The sequence below is a fragment of the Hominimerdicola alba genome, assembly GCF_900109655.1.
Lineage (GTDB): Bacteria > Bacillota > Clostridia > Oscillospirales > Ruminococcaceae > Hominimerdicola > Hominimerdicola alba_B.
In genome coordinates this window covers 71,825-88,973 of record NZ_FOAT01000006.1, presented here as the reverse complement: position 1 = coordinate 88,973, position 17,149 = coordinate 71,825, and the positions used below count along the sequence as shown (strand labels likewise).

At 46.8% G+C, this 17,149-nt stretch carries 17 protein-coding genes; 4 read left to right on the top strand and 13 right to left on the bottom strand.

Features of this window, described 5'->3' with window-relative positions; genetic code table 11:
* Positions 1 to 114: 114 nt before the first annotated feature.
* From BMY75_RS08490 to BMY75_RS08455, 8 genes are all read right to left on the bottom strand, one after another.
* A complete protein-coding gene (locus BMY75_RS08490; RefSeq protein ID WP_074832560.1) occupies positions 115 to 669 on the bottom strand; it encodes an RNA polymerase sigma factor in 555 nt (184 codons plus the stop codon).
* A gap of 35 nt (positions 670 to 704) precedes the next feature.
* Positions 705 to 2,483, bottom strand: coding sequence for a hypothetical protein (locus BMY75_RS08485; protein WP_074832557.1), 1,779 nt, complete (start codon positions 2,481 to 2,483; stop codon positions 705 to 707).
* Positions 2,484 to 2,630: 147 nt separating this feature from the next.
* Positions 2,631 to 3,326 carry a 50S ribosomal protein L1 gene (gene rplA / locus BMY75_RS08480; RefSeq protein WP_074832554.1) on the bottom strand — a complete coding sequence of 232 codons (696 nt, stop codon included), beginning with the start codon at positions 3,324 to 3,326 and terminating at the stop codon, positions 2,631 to 2,633.
* A 15-nt stretch (positions 3,327 to 3,341) separates the two neighbouring features.
* On the bottom strand, positions 3,342 to 3,767 hold the full coding sequence (gene rplK, locus BMY75_RS08475) for a 50S ribosomal protein L11 (RefSeq protein ID WP_024857480.1): 426 nt from the start codon (positions 3,765 to 3,767) through the stop codon (positions 3,342 to 3,344).
* A gap of 115 nt (positions 3,768 to 3,882) precedes the next feature.
* Positions 3,883 to 4,410: a transcription termination/antitermination protein NusG gene (nusG, locus tag BMY75_RS08470; protein ID WP_024857481.1), complete on the bottom strand. Its 528-nt coding sequence runs from the start codon at positions 4,408 to 4,410 to the stop codon at positions 3,883 to 3,885.
* A 43-nt stretch (positions 4,411 to 4,453) separates the two neighbouring features.
* Positions 4,454 to 4,708, bottom strand: a complete 255-nt coding sequence (gene secE, locus BMY75_RS08465) for a preprotein translocase subunit SecE (protein WP_074832551.1) — start codon at positions 4,706 to 4,708, stop codon at positions 4,454 to 4,456.
* 18 nt (positions 4,709 to 4,726) lie between these two features.
* Positions 4,727 to 4,876 (bottom strand): 50S ribosomal protein L33, encoded by a 150-nt coding sequence (rpmG, locus tag BMY75_RS08460; protein ID WP_002848320.1) that lies wholly within the window; start codon positions 4,874 to 4,876, stop codon positions 4,727 to 4,729.
* Positions 4,877 to 5,165: 289 nt separating this feature from the next.
* Positions 5,166 to 5,552: a VOC family protein gene (locus BMY75_RS08455; RefSeq protein WP_074832549.1), complete on the bottom strand. Its 387-nt coding sequence runs from the start codon at positions 5,550 to 5,552 to the stop codon at positions 5,166 to 5,168.
* Positions 5,553 to 5,801: 249 nt separating this feature from the next.
* On the opposite strand from BMY75_RS08455, the gene BMY75_RS08450 reads away from it, so the two are divergent.
* Entirely contained in the window at positions 5,802 to 7,235 is a 1,434-nt protein-coding gene (locus BMY75_RS08450; RefSeq protein WP_074832547.1) for a S1C family serine protease, read from the top strand.
* A gap of 382 nt (positions 7,236 to 7,617) precedes the next feature.
* Here the strand turns inward: BMY75_RS08450 and BMY75_RS08445 are convergent, their stop codons facing one another.
* From BMY75_RS08445 to BMY75_RS08425, 5 genes are all read right to left on the bottom strand, one after another.
* Complete coding sequence (locus tag BMY75_RS08445) at positions 7,618 to 9,087, bottom strand: sensor histidine kinase (protein WP_081350490.1); 1,470 nt, start codon at positions 9,085 to 9,087, stop codon at positions 7,618 to 7,620.
* The gene (locus BMY75_RS08440; RefSeq protein WP_074832545.1) at positions 9,071 to 9,745 is read right to left on the bottom strand and encodes a response regulator; all 675 of its coding nucleotides are present in this window, start codon (positions 9,743 to 9,745) and stop codon (positions 9,071 to 9,073) included. The genes BMY75_RS08445 and BMY75_RS08440 overlap by 17 nt, the downstream gene beginning before the upstream one ends.
* A gap of 112 nt (positions 9,746 to 9,857) precedes the next feature.
* On the bottom strand, positions 9,858 to 10,346 hold the full coding sequence (locus tag BMY75_RS08435; protein WP_074832542.1) for a hypothetical protein: 489 nt from the start codon (positions 10,344 to 10,346) through the stop codon (positions 9,858 to 9,860).
* Between the two features lie 60 nt (positions 10,347 to 10,406).
* Positions 10,407 to 11,459 carry a M15 family metallopeptidase gene (locus tag BMY75_RS08430; protein WP_074832539.1) on the bottom strand — a complete coding sequence of 351 codons (1,053 nt, stop codon included), beginning with the start codon at positions 11,457 to 11,459 and terminating at the stop codon, positions 10,407 to 10,409.
* A 185-nt stretch (positions 11,460 to 11,644) separates the two neighbouring features.
* The gene (locus tag BMY75_RS08425; RefSeq protein WP_074832537.1) at positions 11,645 to 13,102 is read right to left on the bottom strand and encodes a DUF6937 domain-containing protein; all 1,458 of its coding nucleotides are present in this window, start codon (positions 13,100 to 13,102) and stop codon (positions 11,645 to 11,647) included.
* A 209-nt stretch (positions 13,103 to 13,311) separates the two neighbouring features.
* Here BMY75_RS08425 and BMY75_RS08420 point away from each other — a divergent pair, with 209 nt between their 5' ends.
* Genes BMY75_RS08420 through BMY75_RS08410 form a run of 3 tightly spaced genes read left to right on the top strand, consistent with a single transcriptional unit; the run spans position 13,312 to position 17,077 of the window.
* Positions 13,312 to 13,971 carry a TetR/AcrR family transcriptional regulator gene (locus BMY75_RS08420; RefSeq protein ID WP_074832534.1) on the top strand — a complete coding sequence of 220 codons (660 nt, stop codon included), beginning with the start codon at positions 13,312 to 13,314 and terminating at the stop codon, positions 13,969 to 13,971.
* 38 nt (positions 13,972 to 14,009) lie between these two features.
* Positions 14,010 to 15,398, top strand: a complete 1,389-nt coding sequence (locus BMY75_RS08415) for an MFS transporter (protein WP_074832530.1) — start codon at positions 14,010 to 14,012, stop codon at positions 15,396 to 15,398.
* 2 nt (positions 15,399 to 15,400) lie between these two features.
* On the top strand, positions 15,401 to 17,077 hold the full coding sequence (locus BMY75_RS08410; protein ID WP_074832527.1) for a glycoside hydrolase family 36 protein: 1,677 nt from the start codon (positions 15,401 to 15,403) through the stop codon (positions 17,075 to 17,077).
* Positions 17,078 to 17,149: the final 72 nt, after the last annotated feature.

Genomic DNA, 17,149 nt, shown 5'->3' with positions numbered 1-17,149 from the left:
TTCATTAATTCAAAATTATTGTCAGGGTCGAGAGAACGGCTTCTACAAAACAGCCATTAATATTTAGACTAAAAAAAGACACTTTCGTTTTGGGCGAAAGTGTCTTCTTTCTATTTAAGAGAGGATAATGCCTTTTTTCAGGAGTTCCTTGCCCAGTTTTTTCTTGCGGCGGGCGAGGATATTTTCCACCTTTTTGGGTTTTAATCCGTGCATATCGGCGATATCTTTGACGGCGAGACGGAAGTAGTATCTGTCTATAAATATCTCGCGGTCGGGAGATGGCATCTCGCGGATAGTTTCGGCGATGATGCGCATATTCTCCTTTTTAGCGGCTTCGTCCTCGTAGTCGATATCGATGCCGAGGTCATTTTCCTTTTCTGAGATATCGTCTGTATTTGCGTGGCGGGCGATGCTTCTGCGCTTGTCCTCGGCACAGCATTTCGCCAGCATACTTATGTAACCTTTAAGGCTTCGTTTTTCCGTATCTATGGAAGACCTGTTGCGCCACACCTTGAAGAAGGTATCCTGCACGGCTTCCTCGACATCGGCGCTGCCCCTGACCGACTGGGAGATTATGAAGCTCACTAGGGTCTTATATTTTGCCATCAAAGCATCGAGGGCTGAGTTATCATTTTGCTGCATCAGAGCCAGAATCTCTTCATCGGACATGGGTTCACCGCCTTTCTTTTAGTATTTTCTGTTTATTATTTTTCTTTAGGTGTCTTAATAACAGCTGAACCTACGTGAACTGCCTTTACCTTTAAAGAATCAAATGGAGTGTCAATGGAGTTGATTATAACAAAACATCCTTTTTTATTATCAACATCGTCGGTATTCATGAAATGCATATTGCTGAAATTTAAGCTTTCTATTGTGCCATCATCATATTCCAGCTTGATGAAATCAATATCGCGCTCAGCTTCATATGAACTATCATTAAGCTGAAGCTTCAAAGCCTTTTCCAGATCTGATTTCAATTCATCACTGTCTGTATCACCAAATATACTGAGCATTAATTGGCAGTTCGAAATCTCTAATTCTTTAACAGAATAATTCAGATATTCCGGCTCTGTCCCGGAACCATCATGAAAATCCCATTTTCCGATTTCGTCAGCTTTAAAGCCAATTTCCGGGAAGAGGTATTCAATATTATCCATGATCTGCTCTTCGGTAATTTCCGCTTCAAATCTGCCTTTATATGTGGTGTCACCCTTTTTCAGTGTATCCAGTATAACACGCAGACGCATCTCATCTTCATCGTCATTTTCTTCGTAGTCATCACCATATATGGCTGATTCCGAATCAAAACTTACCGTGAAAACTGCTTTATCTTTGCTTACAGTTTTTTCTATGTCTATGTAATCGGACAGCGACTTATCTCCTGCATAAAGCTCGAGGGATAAACATTCAAGCTGCTCGTCATCCAGAACACTGCCGTCCTTTGTCTGAACTGCAATATCTATTTTACAGATAGGATAGCAATAACGTACATCGCTTAAACGGATATCAAAATCCTCAAAACCGTCCTTTGTCTCCCCGACTTTGCTATCCATGAGTACCACATAATCCTTTACAAGCTCGTAATCATAGCCCTTTGATTCATATATCATTCTTGCAAACTCTTCGTTTTTCTGTTTTTCTTCATTTGAAATTTCTGACGAACTGTTTCCACTAAAGACATCACCAAGTTTGAATTCGGCGGTGAAAACACCTTCGAGCGGATCATCGTACATATCCATATACAAATAATTCACTTCAAAATGTACCGTACTGTCAGCATTAAGGACCTCAGATGCATCGGGATGATCTTCATAAGGATCGTATGCTTCTTTGTACACGGTGTTATCCAGATCAACCGTTTGCATACCGATCGCCTTATCACCATAGATATGCATAGAAAATCCTTCACTGCCGCCTGACAGCATATAGCCGTCTATAACAATATCGCCTTTATAATCGATATCCTCCATATCCTTCGGGAAATCGCTGCCGTCCTTGGTCTGCATTGCAACAAGTACGCTGTATTCACTGCCATTGACCAGAACGCCGGGCACCCAGAGATCGTAATCATCAAAGCCCTCGGTGACTGTACCGAGCTTGCTGTTCATGATATGCAAGCCATCACCCATTGTGGTGATATCCATGTCAATGTCTTCAAAGAAGCGCTTAGCTAATTCATAGTTTAATTCTTCTTCGGGACTGCGTTCCTTTACTGCAGTGTCCTCGGCATCAGTGGTTACTGTGCTGCTGTCTTGCTTGTTTCCCGGTTCGGGGATATCGTTGCCCCTGTAATGCATCGCACCTGCCACAGCTACAGCCGCACAGGCTGCTATCGCTATGGCTGCCGGGGCTTTGTTCTTTATTTTAGCTTTGCTGTTCTGCACATTGATTTTTGTATTATTTTCTTCGCTGAAATTCATATCAAGACCTCCCGTCATCTCTTCAAGGGGGATGTCCTTTAGAAGTTCTGTTAAATTTTTCATTAGGTATCCTCCTTTTCTTCGTTCTGAAAGATCTTTCATATACATATACGGCGGATATCAGGATATCACTCACTTTTTTGAAAAATATTTTTTCAAATAAAAAAGCGTGTACCCGCTTGTAACGGATACACGCATATTATCTGAAAATTAGTTGCCGTACTTAGCGGTATTTACTCTGATACCAACGCCCATAGTGGAAGCAACAGTGATGCTCTTCAGATACTGACCCTTTGCAGCTGCAGGCTTAGCCTTAACTACTGCGTCAACGAGAGTATTGAAGTTCTGCTCCAGCTTCTCTACGCCGAAGGAAGCCTTACCGATGGGGCAGTGAATGATGTTGGTCTTGTCGAGTCTGTACTCGATCTTACCAGCCTTTGCATCAGTTACAGCCTTTGCAACATCGGGAGTAACAGTACCAGCCTTGGGGTTAGGCATCAGACCACGGGGACCGAGGACCTTACCGAGTCTACCAACAACGCCCATCATATCGGGAGAAGCGATAACTACGTCGAAATCCATCCAGTTTTCCTTGGTGATCTTATCAACGAACTCCATGCCGCCTGCATACTCAGCGCCAGCTGCCTTTGCAGCCTCGATCTTGTCTTCCTTGCAGAATACCAGAACTCTTACCTTCTTACCGGTACCGTTAGGGAGAACAACAGCGCCTCTGACCTGCTGGTCAGCGTGTCTGGAGTCAACGCCCAGACGGATGTGGAGCTCGATGGTCTCATCGAACTTAGCCTTTGCATTGTTAGCAGCCAGCTCAAGAGCCTCAACTGCATCGTACTGCTTAGCCTTGTCAACTACCTTAGCAGCGTCAACATACTTCTTTCCGTGCTTCATTCTTTATTCCTCCCCTCAGTCCTCAACTACAACGCCCATAGATCTGCAGGTACCTGCGATCATGCTCATAGCAGTGTCGATGTTAGCTGCGTTGAGGTCGGGCATCTTCTGCTCAGCGATCTGTCTAACCTGATCCTTGGTGATAGTTGCAACCTTGGTCTTGTTAGGAACGCCGGAACCGGACTCGATCTTGCAAGCCTTCTTGATCAGAACTGCTGCAGGAGGAGTCTTGGTGATGAATGTGAATGATCTGTCAGCATATACAGTGATTACAACAGGGATGATAAGACCGATATCGTTCTTGGTTCTCTCGTTGAAATCCTTTGTGAATGCCATAATGTTAACGCCGTGCTGACCCAGTGCAGGACCAACAGGGGGAGCAGGAGTTGCCTTTCCTGCGGGGATCTGAAGCTTGATATAGCCTACTACCTTCTGTGCCATTATATTGCACCTCCATAATTAAGTGGTAAGGCGAGCCTTGCGGCTCTCCCACGTTTCCGGAAGCTTAACTTCCTCATGCTTACTAGCGGGGGATCTCACCCCATACTGTTCGTTATCAGTCCTCTTTCCTCAGCTGAGTGAGGGGCAGTGTTACTGATGTTTCTCTGCCGAACATAGACACTGTTACATCTGCCGCAGCATTTTCAAGGTCAAGGGCGGAAACTGTACCGCTCATGCCATCGAAGGAACCGCCCACCATGGTAACATCGTCACCAACAGCGATATCGGTTCTGACTGTCTGCGTGCCCGTATCAACGCCGAGAGCCTCAACTTCCCTGTCGGAAAGGGGCACAGGCTTGCTTCCGGGGCCTACAAATCCTGTAACACCTCTGGTATTCCTTACTATATACCAGCTGTCATCTGTAAGGACCATCTTCACCAGCACATAGCTGGGGAACAGCTTCTTTTCTGCTTCAACGGTCTTTTCACCCTTTATCTCGGTGACGGTCTCCATAGGGATCCTCACTTCGGGGATAAGATCGTGGAGCTTACGGTTTTCAACGACCTTTTCAATATTCTGGGCTACCTTATTCTCATAGCCGGAATAGGTGTGTACAACATACCACTTTGCTTCTTCTGCCATGCTTAAACCTCCATATTGATGTCGTTCATACCGTCACAGGCATTTAGCCTGAACCCAGACTGATCAGCTTGCTTATTGCATAGCTCAGTCCAGTATCGACTGCGAAAAGGAACAGACCTACTACTGACATTACTACAAGTACAACACCCGTATTATTAACGACCTGCTGTCTTGTGGGCCATACGACCTTTTTCAGCTCAGCGCGAAGTTCTTTGAAATACTTTCCTGCTCCGCCCTTCTTCTTTTCCTCTTTCGCATCCTTCTTTTTAGACTTTGTGTCCTTAGCGTCCTTAGCCATAGCTAACTCCTTTCAGAATCACTTAGTCTCTTTGTGAAGAGTGTGCTTCTTGCAGAACTTGCAGTACTTATTCATCTCAAGTCTGTCAGGGTCATTCTTCTTGTTCTTCTTGGTGTTGTAGTTTCTCTGCTTGCACTCTGTGCACGCGAGTGTGATCTTAACTCTCATTTCGGCACCTCCTGACGAAATTTATACCCCTCAAAGAACGGTTGGGGTACGTCTTTGCCTCCCTCATGCGCATTTAAGCGCAAATGCCGCACCTTACGGCATTCTGAGGTAACTTATGATTTTCTGCCTCCGTTTTTTTCGGCGCAAAAAAATAGACCTCATAAAGAGGTACACATATTATAACATATAGCAGGGGCGTTGTCAAGTGTCGCACAGGATATTATGTAAAAAAAATGTAAATTCTAGCGTTCTTTTTTACAAAAGTGTTCCTAATATAAATAAGAATTTGTTAAATTGAAATCCACCAGCACACGCCATATTTGTCAATAATGGTAGCACAGCATTTACTCCATGGAAGTTCTCCGATAGGTTTGATAATTACACCGCCGTCGCTCAAAACTTGAAAAGCATTATAAACGGCTTCTTCAGTTCCCATTTCAAAAACGTTAAAAGTCATGGTTTCCCACTTATATTTATGTACTACATCTATATCACAAGGATTTTTCGCTTCCGCCAATGCCAAAAAACCTTCCCCGCTTACAGATAACTCGCAGTGTTCATAAGCTGTGTTATCCTCGTTCATAAATTTACGAGTTATTTCTGCGCCAAAAGCTTTACAGTATGTTTCAGCTGCTTCAAAACTGTTTTTTACATATACTTGTGTATAATTCTTCATCGCGACCTCCGCAAATCCCGATTTATCTTATCTACAACACAAAAGTAAAAAGGGACAATTATAATTTTCTTGTGGATAACATCTGCGTATCTGCGCGGTTTTAACCTCACGAAATAATTTTGTAAAGTTTTTTATGATTGTCATTTAACTATCACATTTGCGGGTATAATGAATATTGTCAGAGGATGTACATTAGTCCTGTAATACATTATATTACAGACCGACCAGTTTGTCAAGGAGGGCGTTTGATTGAACGGATATAACGGCGGCGGATATCCGCCTTATGATGATAACAGAACACCCTCGGTACAGCAGCCCTATGTGAACCGCGAAAGCTTCGGCGAGACGCAGAATTACGTTCCTCAGGGTATGGCACATGAGTACTCCTATCAGCCTGCAGGCAAGAAAGGCTCGGCGGGCAAAAAGATACTCACTGCTTTTGTTGCAGTGCTGGGCGTATCGGCTATCGCAGTGACCTCCATTGTAGGTTACAGGATAGTTACGGACAGGGACGGCGTTTTTCCTGCCGGCCGAAATAATGCAGCAGGCAAAGAAGTAGCAGACACCGAGACTGTTGATCCTTCGGCAGCTTCTATCAACAGGAGCAATCTGCCTACGCTGGAACAGCTGGCGGCACCCGACGATGCCATGAAGATACCCGATATCATCAGCAAGATGACTCCCTCGGTGGTGGGCATAAGCTGTATCACTAATCAGGGCATAGCTACCGGTTCGGGCATAATCCTCAGTGAGGACGGATACATCATCACCAATGCACACGTAATTAAGGACGCACAGTCCATATCGGTAGTGCTTCCCCCTTATTACGGAAACGGCGATGAAAATCAGGACGAACTGACTTACACCGCAGTGAATGTGGGCAAGGACACACAGACAGATCTTGCGGTGCTTAAAATTGAAAAAACCGATCTTGTCAAGGCGGAGATAGGAAGATCTTCCGATGTACAGGTGGGTGAGCTTGCAATAGTTATAGGAAATCCCCTTGGACTTGACCTGGCGAACACCGCTACTTCGGGAATAATCTCCGCTAAGGACAGGACGATAACCGTTGAAGATATAACCATGAAGGTATTTCAGACCGACGCTTCCATAAACGGAGGAAACTCGGGCGGTGCGCTGATAAATGCTTACGGGCAGGTAGTCGGGATAACCTCGGCTAAGGTTGCATCGGCTGAGGTTGAAGGTCTGGGATTTGCGATACCCATAGATGACGCTCTGCCAATAGTCAGCGACCTTATGAGCTACGGCTATGTAACAGGCAGGCCGAGCCTTGGCATAACAGGCGCTGATGTTAAATCCGCATACTCCACTTACTACGGCATACCTCAGGGATTCCTGGTAAAGACTGTAACTGAGGGCAGCGGTGCACAGGCTGCTGGTCTTAAAGAGAACGACATCATCATCGCTATCGATGATACTATAATAAACGGCATAGTTCAGCTGAACGATGTCAAGAACAAGCACAAACCCGGCGACACGGTGACACTGACAGTCTACCGCAGCAGCCGAAAGATAAATATAGACGTTGTACTTGACGAAGCTACAGGCGAAACTGCTGTCACAGAAAACAACGACACCCGCCGCGGCAATGACTACTACAACAATTACAACGACTATGACGATTATTACTACGACCCTTTCAGTTTTTTCGGAGGGTTCTGACAAAGCATTCTTCTAATCATTTTTCATATTCTTTACTTCCGGGAAAGGGCTGCACAAACGTGCGGCTCTTTTCTTTTGCATATGCAAAATACTGCCATCCCATTTGCACATCACTTCATATGCCGGAATAATAATAATGAATCTGACCATCCCTTTACCACACCACTTAATATTCCGTATCAGCAGGGATATATTATGTTGACATTATCTTTTCCCCCGCCTTCGGCGAGGGAAAAGATAACCGCCATACTCTCATTATATTCCTTTGTACGCTGTTAAATCAGGTGTGTCGGCTGGATAGCCATAATAATGAATTCTGCCAAAGTGAAAGGACAGCCGATATGTATCAGCTGTCCTTTCGGGTTTATGATATTACAAAAGGTCATGTGGGTATTTCAAACCAGAATGTAGTGCCCTTGCCCTCTTCCGAGCGGACACCGAAGGGGAAATCGTGGCATTTCAGTATCTCCTTGCATATTGCAAGCCCCAGACCTGTGCCTACCACATCACGCTTGACTTTGGCATCGCGGTAATACCTGTCGAACACCTTGGGCAGAAGTTCTTTTGCTATGCCCTTGCCGTTGTCAGATACTTCGATGCGCACCGATTTTTCGGAGTTTATCTGCTTGATGCGGATCACCTTATGATCCCCTGTGTAGTTTATCGCGTTATTTATGAAGTTATAGATGACCTGATCCAGTTTATCGGGGTCGGCATCTATCTGCCTGTCCTCGTCGGGTTCGTACTTCATATCGTAGCCGTTCTGTTCGATGACGAGCTGATATCTCGTCATGCAGTCGTTTATCTTATCGACTATGGAGAACTTGCGGCGGTTGAGTTCCATATTTCCGCTTTCCAGCTTTGAAAGCTCCAGCAGGTTGTTTACGAGATTCGAGAGCCTGTCGGCTTCATCGATTATGACCTGCACGTGCTCAGCCCTTTTTACGGGGTTATCTCCCGAAAGATCGCGTATCATCTCTGCATAGGCTTTTACCATTGTCAAAGGTGTGCGGAGATCGTGGGAGATATTTGCTATCAGGTCTTTTCTCAGGTCGCTGACCTTGCGTATCTCATTTTTGGCATCGTTCAGGACTTCTGCCAGTTTTTCAGCTTCCTTATAGCCCTTGCCCTTGAATTCAACATCGAAGTCGCCCTCGCCGAAGCGCTTGGCTGTCTTGGTGATGCTGACTATGGGTCGGCTGAGCCTCATGGCGGCTAATGTGCCGACTATTATGGCAAGCTCAAATAGGATTATGGAAATGAACATCAGCTGTTCCCTGATTATCTTAACCGTTGAATCTATGGGTTCGATGGTGGATTCGATGAACAGGTAAGCCTGATCTTCCGAATCATCGGTATAGATCTTGGCGCAGTATATCATTTCCTTGACATTGAGATCGTCATTATCAAAGGTGACTGTATAGCAGTTATCCGATGCTTTTTCAAGAGAGCTTTTCAGCTCGAATATATACATCGAATAATGGTTCTCTATATCATCGTAGAGTTTTGAATAGGAGCCCAGATTGTTCTCGGAAGTAAGGGGGTTGCCGTCAACGTCCGTTATGACTATGCACATACTGTTTTCGTAGGCGACAGTCCTGTTGATATGACCCTGCTCCTCGGTGCCGTATGCCTGTATGATGCGGTTAGCCTCGCGGCTTATATTATTGACTTTTGCGGACTTGTAGTAATTGTACAAGAAAACGTACTGTCCCAGCCACAGCACCACAAGTATCACTATGGCAAAGAGCACAAAGTATATCCAGACAAAGGTCTGCATACTGCGCTTGCCCCTGCGGATATCCCTTACGGTCTTCCGCAGACCTGCCGGCTTTTTACTGGATCTTTTCAAACTTATACCCCATTCCTCTCAGGGTAACGATAAGATTGCGGTATGGTCCGAGAGAGTTTCTCAGCATCTTGATGTGAGTATCGATGGTCCTGTCATCGCCGTAGAAATCAAAGCCCCATACTTCTTCAAGAAGCTTTTCTCTTGAAAGGGCGATATTCATATTTCTCACCAGATAGAAGAGGAGATCGTACTCCTTTGGGGTCATGGAGACCTTTTCGCCGTCTATCTTTACTTCCCTTGCGGTGAAGTTTATCTCAAGTCCCTGATACTTTATGATATCCTCGGTAGTACGTGAAGCTTTTGCGCGATTGAGTACTGCCCTGACTCTCGCCATGAGCTCCTTGGGTGAAAAAGGCTTGACCATATAGTCGTCGATGCCTATCTCAAAGCCGAAAAGCTTGTCGTACTCCTCGCCCCTTGCAGAGAGCATTATCACGGGTATCTTCTTGATCTTCTGTATCTCCTTGCAGGCGGAATATCCGTCAAGTCGGGGCATCATGATATCCATTATGATGATATCGAAATCATCGCTCTTTACCATTTCCACAGCTTCCATGCCGTCTGCTGCTTCGGCTACTTCATAGCCCTCAAATTCAGCGTACTCCTTGATGATGGTACGTATCTTCGCCTCATCGTCAACTGCCAGTATCTTTGCCATCAGTTGTCAGCTCCTTTTCAGAGGTCCGCAAAGAGCGGACATTTTTTCCTAAAAATATGATAATCCTGAAATGTGTATTCTGCGTGACCGAACATTGTTAACGGCATAATAATTATTGTTCGCCACCTTTTATGCGCGGTGCGATATAGCTCCTTATCTCATGGAATTTTCCATGCTCAAACGGCAGAGGTCTGCCGTCCTCACCTTTCAATGCGCGGGTCTTGCTTTTAAAGCTGTATTCTGCCGCCTTTGCGGTTATCTTCAAAGTCTCGATATAATACGGTGCTTCCCTGAGCATGAGAGTCTCCACATACTCATGGCTGACCTCGGCTTTTTCGATATCCTGATATAGGAAAACATACTTTTTCCACCACACGCTCACCCGCAGAGCATCTTCATCGGCGCTTATGCCGCAGGGCACACACGCCGCTAAACGCAGTGAGACTATGTGAAGCACTACTGCGATACCAAGTATCACCATTCCCGCAAACGTAGAATCGAACACCACCGCCACTATGACAGGGATAAGCACCATTGCCGCCGCGCCAAAGACAGCAACAGACAGATAATATTCACTTTTAAATGTAAATTTTTTTTTCATAATGATCCCTGCCATCTGTTTAAAAATCGCCCCCGCTTTCAAAGCAGGGGCGATAAGCTGTCATTGAACTTGACTTTCATAGCCTTCATCGTAGTAAGCGCTGTCTTCGCTTTCAGCATCAGTTTCGGTGCCGCCGTTAGGGTCATCCACTGTGACGCCCATCTCTTCGGCGAGCTGCTGCTGTGAAACACCGTCGGGAGAATCATCATAGTTCGATGTTACCCCTAAGTATTCCTCCAGACACAATCCCTTTGATGTGATCTCTTTTGCAATATCAACACCTACGTACCTTATGTGCCATGACTCATACTCATACCCCGTAATAGCCTCTTTCCCCTTCGGGAAACGTATAATGAAACCGTAATCCGCGCAATGTGCAGCGAGCCACCTTGCTTCGGCGGTATCGCTGAATGAGAAGTCCGTTGAATTGACGTCAAAGCACAGTCCCGACTGATGTTCGGAATGTCCGGGACGTGAAGATACCCTGTCCGCCTCGGCAACTCCCCTGCTCAGGGCATAGTTGTAATACAGCATATACTGCTCGTCATAGCTGCGGTATCCCGAATTGACGTAGAGGTACAGCCCGTCATTGAAGGCTGCCGCCGTCATATCATCGAACGCCGCCTGAGCTGCAGTGCTTATGCCCGGCGCATAATCACGTGGCAGAGGGTAGGTCTTGTTGACGATGAGTATACCGTCAACGTAGGTAAGTCCGTCCACATTCTGTATCTTATGTCCGACCTCGGGCTGCTGCTCATCCTGAGAACTGTCCGTATCTTCTTCATGCACTGTCGGCTTCACGACCTTGCTTTCTGTCGCTTTTGCTTTTGCCTGCTTTTCATCCCGCTTTTTGCGGTATGATGCGTAGCAGCCCCTGCAGAGTATGAACACAAGGACTACAGCTACTATCAGAGCCAGAGTACGGTTGCGCTTTATGCGTCTGCGCTCGGCTGCACGCCGTCTGTCCCTGATTCGCTGCCTTATCATCTCCTCACGGGCTTTTTCCTCGGGAGATAGTTCATATCTTGACAGGTCATAGTTATCTATGATAGATTCCAGTCCTTTAACAGCACGCTCCTCCTCGGGAACGTTTCTGTTATCATTTTCGATCATATCTTCCTCACTGTTTCCGCTCCCCTAAAGGATACTTGCCGGGGCAGCGTTCTCCATGCACTTCATTTTACTTCATTATTTTAACATACCGAACAGAAAAAATCAAGTCGAAAGCAGTAAATGGTGAGGTATTTTGATATTTATTTGTGGTTTATTCACACATTGTAAACACAAATTGTTGACAATCACCCAATTTTTCCAGATACTGCCAGTTTGACCACCTTATAAGCGCCGTCATAGATGCCTGCATTTTTCGCGGTGATGATATTCTCACACATTTTTTCGATGATATCGCCGTTATGCTGGATAAGCTTCATCATGCCACAGGTCTCGGCGGGGGTTGAACATTCGTAGGTGCCGTCGCCTATCTCTGCCGCACGTATAGCGCCCCAGGCTTCGTGACCGCCCACTCGCTTTATCATCAGTTTTGGTATGGGATAGAAAGCCAGCTCGCTGGGCTTGGTGATAAGCACATCGGAACAGCGCATGAGAAGATTGGTGGAATATACCGCCGCAAAGATATCGCTGTGACAGAATGCGTGTATGCCGAAAACTTCGCCGTCTATCGCCTGATTTGCAAACTCGGAAGTCTCGATGAAATCGTCGAAATGCTCGGTCACATAGGGCATCATGTGGGGCATCTCGGTCTTCAGCTGTTCCCAGACCTTTTTATGGTCGCCCACATTTATAAAGAGAGTGGCTTTCGCCTTTTTGATATAGGGGAGCATTCTTCTTATCATGGATACAAATATCTCCTTCTGAGCACCTGCGCCGCCTACGGACATCAGCCAGCGGACAGCCTTGCCATTCTGCGCCCTTTCGATACGCTTTGCGCAGTCGTATTCGATATTGCTGACAAGTTCGTGGTCGATATACTGACCTGTATACACTATGGAATCCTCGGGCATAGGCTTGAGTATGCGGTGCTTATCCATGCCGCGGAGTGCACGGTAGCCCAGATATGCAGATGGCGTCTGGACGGTATGGACTGCGCCCTCGGAGAGGTGAAGAGCCATTGGCCAGTTATCGGGGATAGCGTTGACCACATGGGTGAGACCTGCGTGTATCGCAGCCTGCGAGGGCCATACGTGGGTAGCAACATAGGGGATATCCTTGGGCAAGTCGCGGAAAACAGGAGTCATCAGCTCGGCAGTCTTCTGGTCGGAGCAGTTATAGGTCAGCTGACGGAAACCCTCGCTGTTCAGGGGTTCCCACAGAAGCTTATTAAATAGTACCGACTTCTGGGATATCCGTGAACCCAGAGAGTACAGCTGATTCTGACCCGCTATGACCTTGCCGCAGGTGGTACCGCTGAAAGAACAGAGATCGAACCAATAAGGGTCATACCCCATTGAGCGTGCGGCGGAAGCTATCGCCATAGAAATACGATAGTGACCGAAGCCCATCCTGATATTGCCGATGACAAGGCTCTTGTCATTGAACTCAACACCTGTCTTGCCTGATATTTTGAGTTCCCGAACACCTAAAGGCTCACCTATGGCGGGGGCAGGAGCGTCTGTGAGGTGGTACACCCTGTCCATATCACTGCCGTACTTTTTAATGAACTTCTCCTTGCCCTTGACTGCTTTTCTGTATGCCGATGCGGACATCTGATTGCCGAATATGACTTTTGATCTTTCCATAGCTGTACCTCCATTGTGCGGTCTGCGGGGACACGGCAGGATCTGTTATTGCCGTTTTCCCGAACTTAAACGTTTCACGATTGTGCCTGTTGCAGAAAAATGTGTCGTAAATTTTAATATTTTCATGAACCTCTTGACAAATGTCGGTTTGTGTGATAGACTATCTATCAGTTGATAGTAAGTCTATCACATTTAAGGAGGTTTGTCAAGTGGGTAATGAGATTTGTTCCGATTTTTCAAGAAAAAATTTAAAAGTCCAGCGCACTGACCGCGCAGTTCTCACTGCCGCACAGCTTTTTCTCGAGCACGGCATTGAAGAGATAAAGATGACAGACATAGCAGATGCAAGCGGGGTGGGAGTGGCTACCCTCTATCGTTATTTCGGCACAAAGCCCCATATGGTGACAGAGGTAATGACATATCTCTGGGACGAGATAAACGAGCTTTTTGCAGGGGTATTCGATTCGAGGGAATTCATGCAGCAGCCCGGCATCAAGCAGATAAGCGACCTTATGCGTATGTATCTGGTGCTGTACGAAGCCCACAGCGATTTCATGCGGCTTCTCGGTGAGTTCGATACATATATAGTAAGAGAGCAGATAGCCAAGGAAGACTTACAGAAATATGAGAGTTCAATAATAAACTTTTATCCTGTACTGGTGAGGGCTTATGAAAAGGGTCTGAAAGACGGCACGGTGCGTAGGGTGGATAATTTTAAGATGTATTATCTGACCTATGCTCACGCACTGCTGGAGCTTTGCAAGAAGTTCGTCAAGGGTGAGCTTCTGCCATCGGACAGGAGCGAATACGCCATGACGGAGCTTGAATTGCTTATAGAATCGGGTGTCAGCTTTTTCAGCACAAAATAGATCGGGCAGACTGGTTCATACCGATAGGGGGCTTTAATATGGAGAACAAGAAGATAGCTTCGAACAAGATACTCTGGATATTCGCAGTCGGTCAGCTGGGGTGGTCAACTCTGGCAGGTATAATCACGAACTGGCTGGTAAAATTCTATGAACCCGATACCCTACCCGAGGGTCACAGCTATTTCACCCCCCAGGGCAGGATAGTGCTGGGACTTCTGACTGCGCTGGGCGTTATCACCGCGGCGGGACGTCTTTTCGACGCTGTGACCGACCCTTACATCGCAGGAAAATCAGACGGTTTCAAACATCGTCTGGGCAGGCGCATACCTTTTATGAGGGTTGCTGCTATACCCTTCGGTGTTATGACAGTGCTGATATTCACCCTGCCTTTCAAGGGTGAAAGCTACGGCAACTTCGGACTTCTGTTTTTGTTCTGTATGCTGTTCTACCTTTGCATGACAGCTTACTGCACGCCTTACAACGCACTTATCCCCGAACTTGGCAGAACTCAGGAGACGAGGATAAATCTTTCTACTTATATTTCGGTGACTTACTTCTTCGGTTCGGGAATATCCTATCTTGTGCCGAATATCGCGGGATTATTCTCGGGAGCTATGGGCTACACCAACAGTTTCAGGCTGACGGTGGGCATACTTTCGGCAGTGGCTGTGGTATGTATGCTGGTGCCCGCTTTCCTGATAGATGAGAACGCCTATGCTGACACCACACCTACCGAGGGCACTGCTTTCGGTTCACTGATGGCTACTTTCAGGAACGGCGATTTCCGCACATTCGTGGCTTCGGACATATTCTACTGGATAGGTCTTACAATGTTCCAAACAGGACTTCCCTTCTATATCACCACACTGCTGGGACTTTCGGAAAACTGGGCTTTCCCCATGTTTGCGGCTATGACTTTCTTCTCGCTGCTGTGCTATGCGCCTGTAAACATCTTCGCGAAAAAGATGGGTAAGAAGAAGCTTATCGCCTTTGCGTTCATGTTCTTCTCGGTGACTTTTCTTGTTACTGCACTGGCAGGCATACTGCCAATACCGGGTGTGGCTTACGGATTCATCATAGCTGTTCTGGCGGCTGTACCTATGGCTATACTTGGCATACTGCCGCAGGCTGTTGTAGCTGATATCTCGGAAGCTGACAAGATAGAAACAGGCGAGAGCCGTCAGGGTATGTTCTATGCCGCAAGAACTTTCGCTTTTAAAATGGGACAGTCGCTGGCTATGCTGCTGTTCACAAGTATCAAGACCATAAATTCGGAAGTGCCTTCGGGCGAGAGCGGCTACGGTCTGGGACTGAGGATAACCGCAATACTTGCTACCGTGCTTTGTCTTATCGGCGGATTCATATTCTTCCGATACAACGAAAAGGACGTTATCGCAAAGCTTGAAAGCACCAACAGGGAGGGCTGACGATGCTGAGGTTCAAACACATAAAATTCGCCTATATCGCAGGCGGAAAGGTATACTCTGTTACCACTGACAAAACAGTGGAGAACCAGCGCGTCAAGCTGACGGTCACGAACGAGAACGGTGTTATATCGGCTTCGGTGAGTTCTGTGACACCTATTGAACTGCTGAGACTTTCGGCGGAATTTGAGTACGATTTCAAAAGTGTCAGCCGCGTGTATCTCAACGGATATCAGTCCTGGACGGACAGTATTGAACATCCGATAAATGGCAGGCTTCACGGTGTTGACCATATCCCGAAACCAATCGCTGACAAGTACGCATTCTCGCAGTACGGCGATTACACATTCACAAAATACAGCCTGAAAAAGGGCGTTATGCACGGTTTCAGCTACGGATATATACGCAATTACGATGTATACGACTTTATAGGTTCGCTGAACGAGGACAGCGGTTTCACAACTATCCGCACGGACTGCGCCGCAGGCAGAGTGCTGGCTTTCAAGGAATGCAGTGAACTTCATATCACTGACAGTTTTGAGGGTCTGAAGCTGTACATCGGCAGAGGCAGCGAAGAGGAAGTCTTTGACAAGTGGTTCGGGCTGATGGGCATGGAAAAGCGGGATATCCCGAGGATACAAGGCTACACCAGCTGGTACAGGCACTATCAGGATATCAGCGAGGAGATACTCACGAAAGACCTTGAACAAAGCGATCTGGGGGCTGAGGATATCTTTCAGATAGACGACGGCTGGCAGACGGCTGTTGGTGACTGGCTGAGCATCGACGAGAAGAAATTCCCCAACGGCATAAAAGCTATGACCGACAAGATGGCTGAACTCGGAAAAGGCAAGGCAGGACTTTGGCTTGCACCTTTCGTATGCGAGGAAAAGTCGGAGCTTTTCAAAAATCACAAGGACTGGCTCCTGAAAGACAAAAACGGCAAAGTCGTCAAGGGCGGAAGCAACTGGTCGGGATTCTATGCGCTGGATATCTACAACGAGGGATTCCGCGCTTATCTTAAAGAAGTATTCGATACTATTATAAATAAGTGGGGTTTCAACAGACTGCTGAAACTGGATTTTCTGTACGCTGCCTGCATAGTCCCCCGCAGTGACAAGACCCGCGGCATGGTAATGGCAGATGCTATGAAGCTTTTGCGTGAGCTGGCGGGCAAAGTGGAGATACTGGGCTGTGGTATGCCCCTGGCTTCGGCTTTCGGCAGAGTTGAATACTGTCGCGTGGGTTGTGATGTCAGCCTTGACTGGGACGATAAACCCTACATGAAGCTGATGCACCGCGAAAGACCCAGCACAAGGAACTGCATACTGAACTCGGTTTTCAGAAGGCAGCTGGACGGCAGAGCATTCGGGTGCGACCCCGATGTATATCTACTGCGTGACACCGAGACCACCATGACCTCGGCACAGCGGAGATGTCTGGCGGAGATAAACGCTCTGACAGGCAGTGTATGGTTCACATCGGATAACGCCGAAGACTACGGCGACGATCAGAAAAAGATGTACGAGAACGCATCAGCGCTATTCGGATGCAAAGTTATCTCAGCCGAGCTCAAAGGAAAAGAGCTTGTATTGCAGATACTTCATGACGGCAAAAAGGAGCTTCGCAGTTACGAATTAAAGGATATTCCCGAACTGCCTGTAAAAAAGCTTATGCCGTGACAATATTAAAATAGCAATTCTTCACCTCCTAAATTTCTCGGTTACCCGCCCGCAGGTGCTGTCTTAACGGAC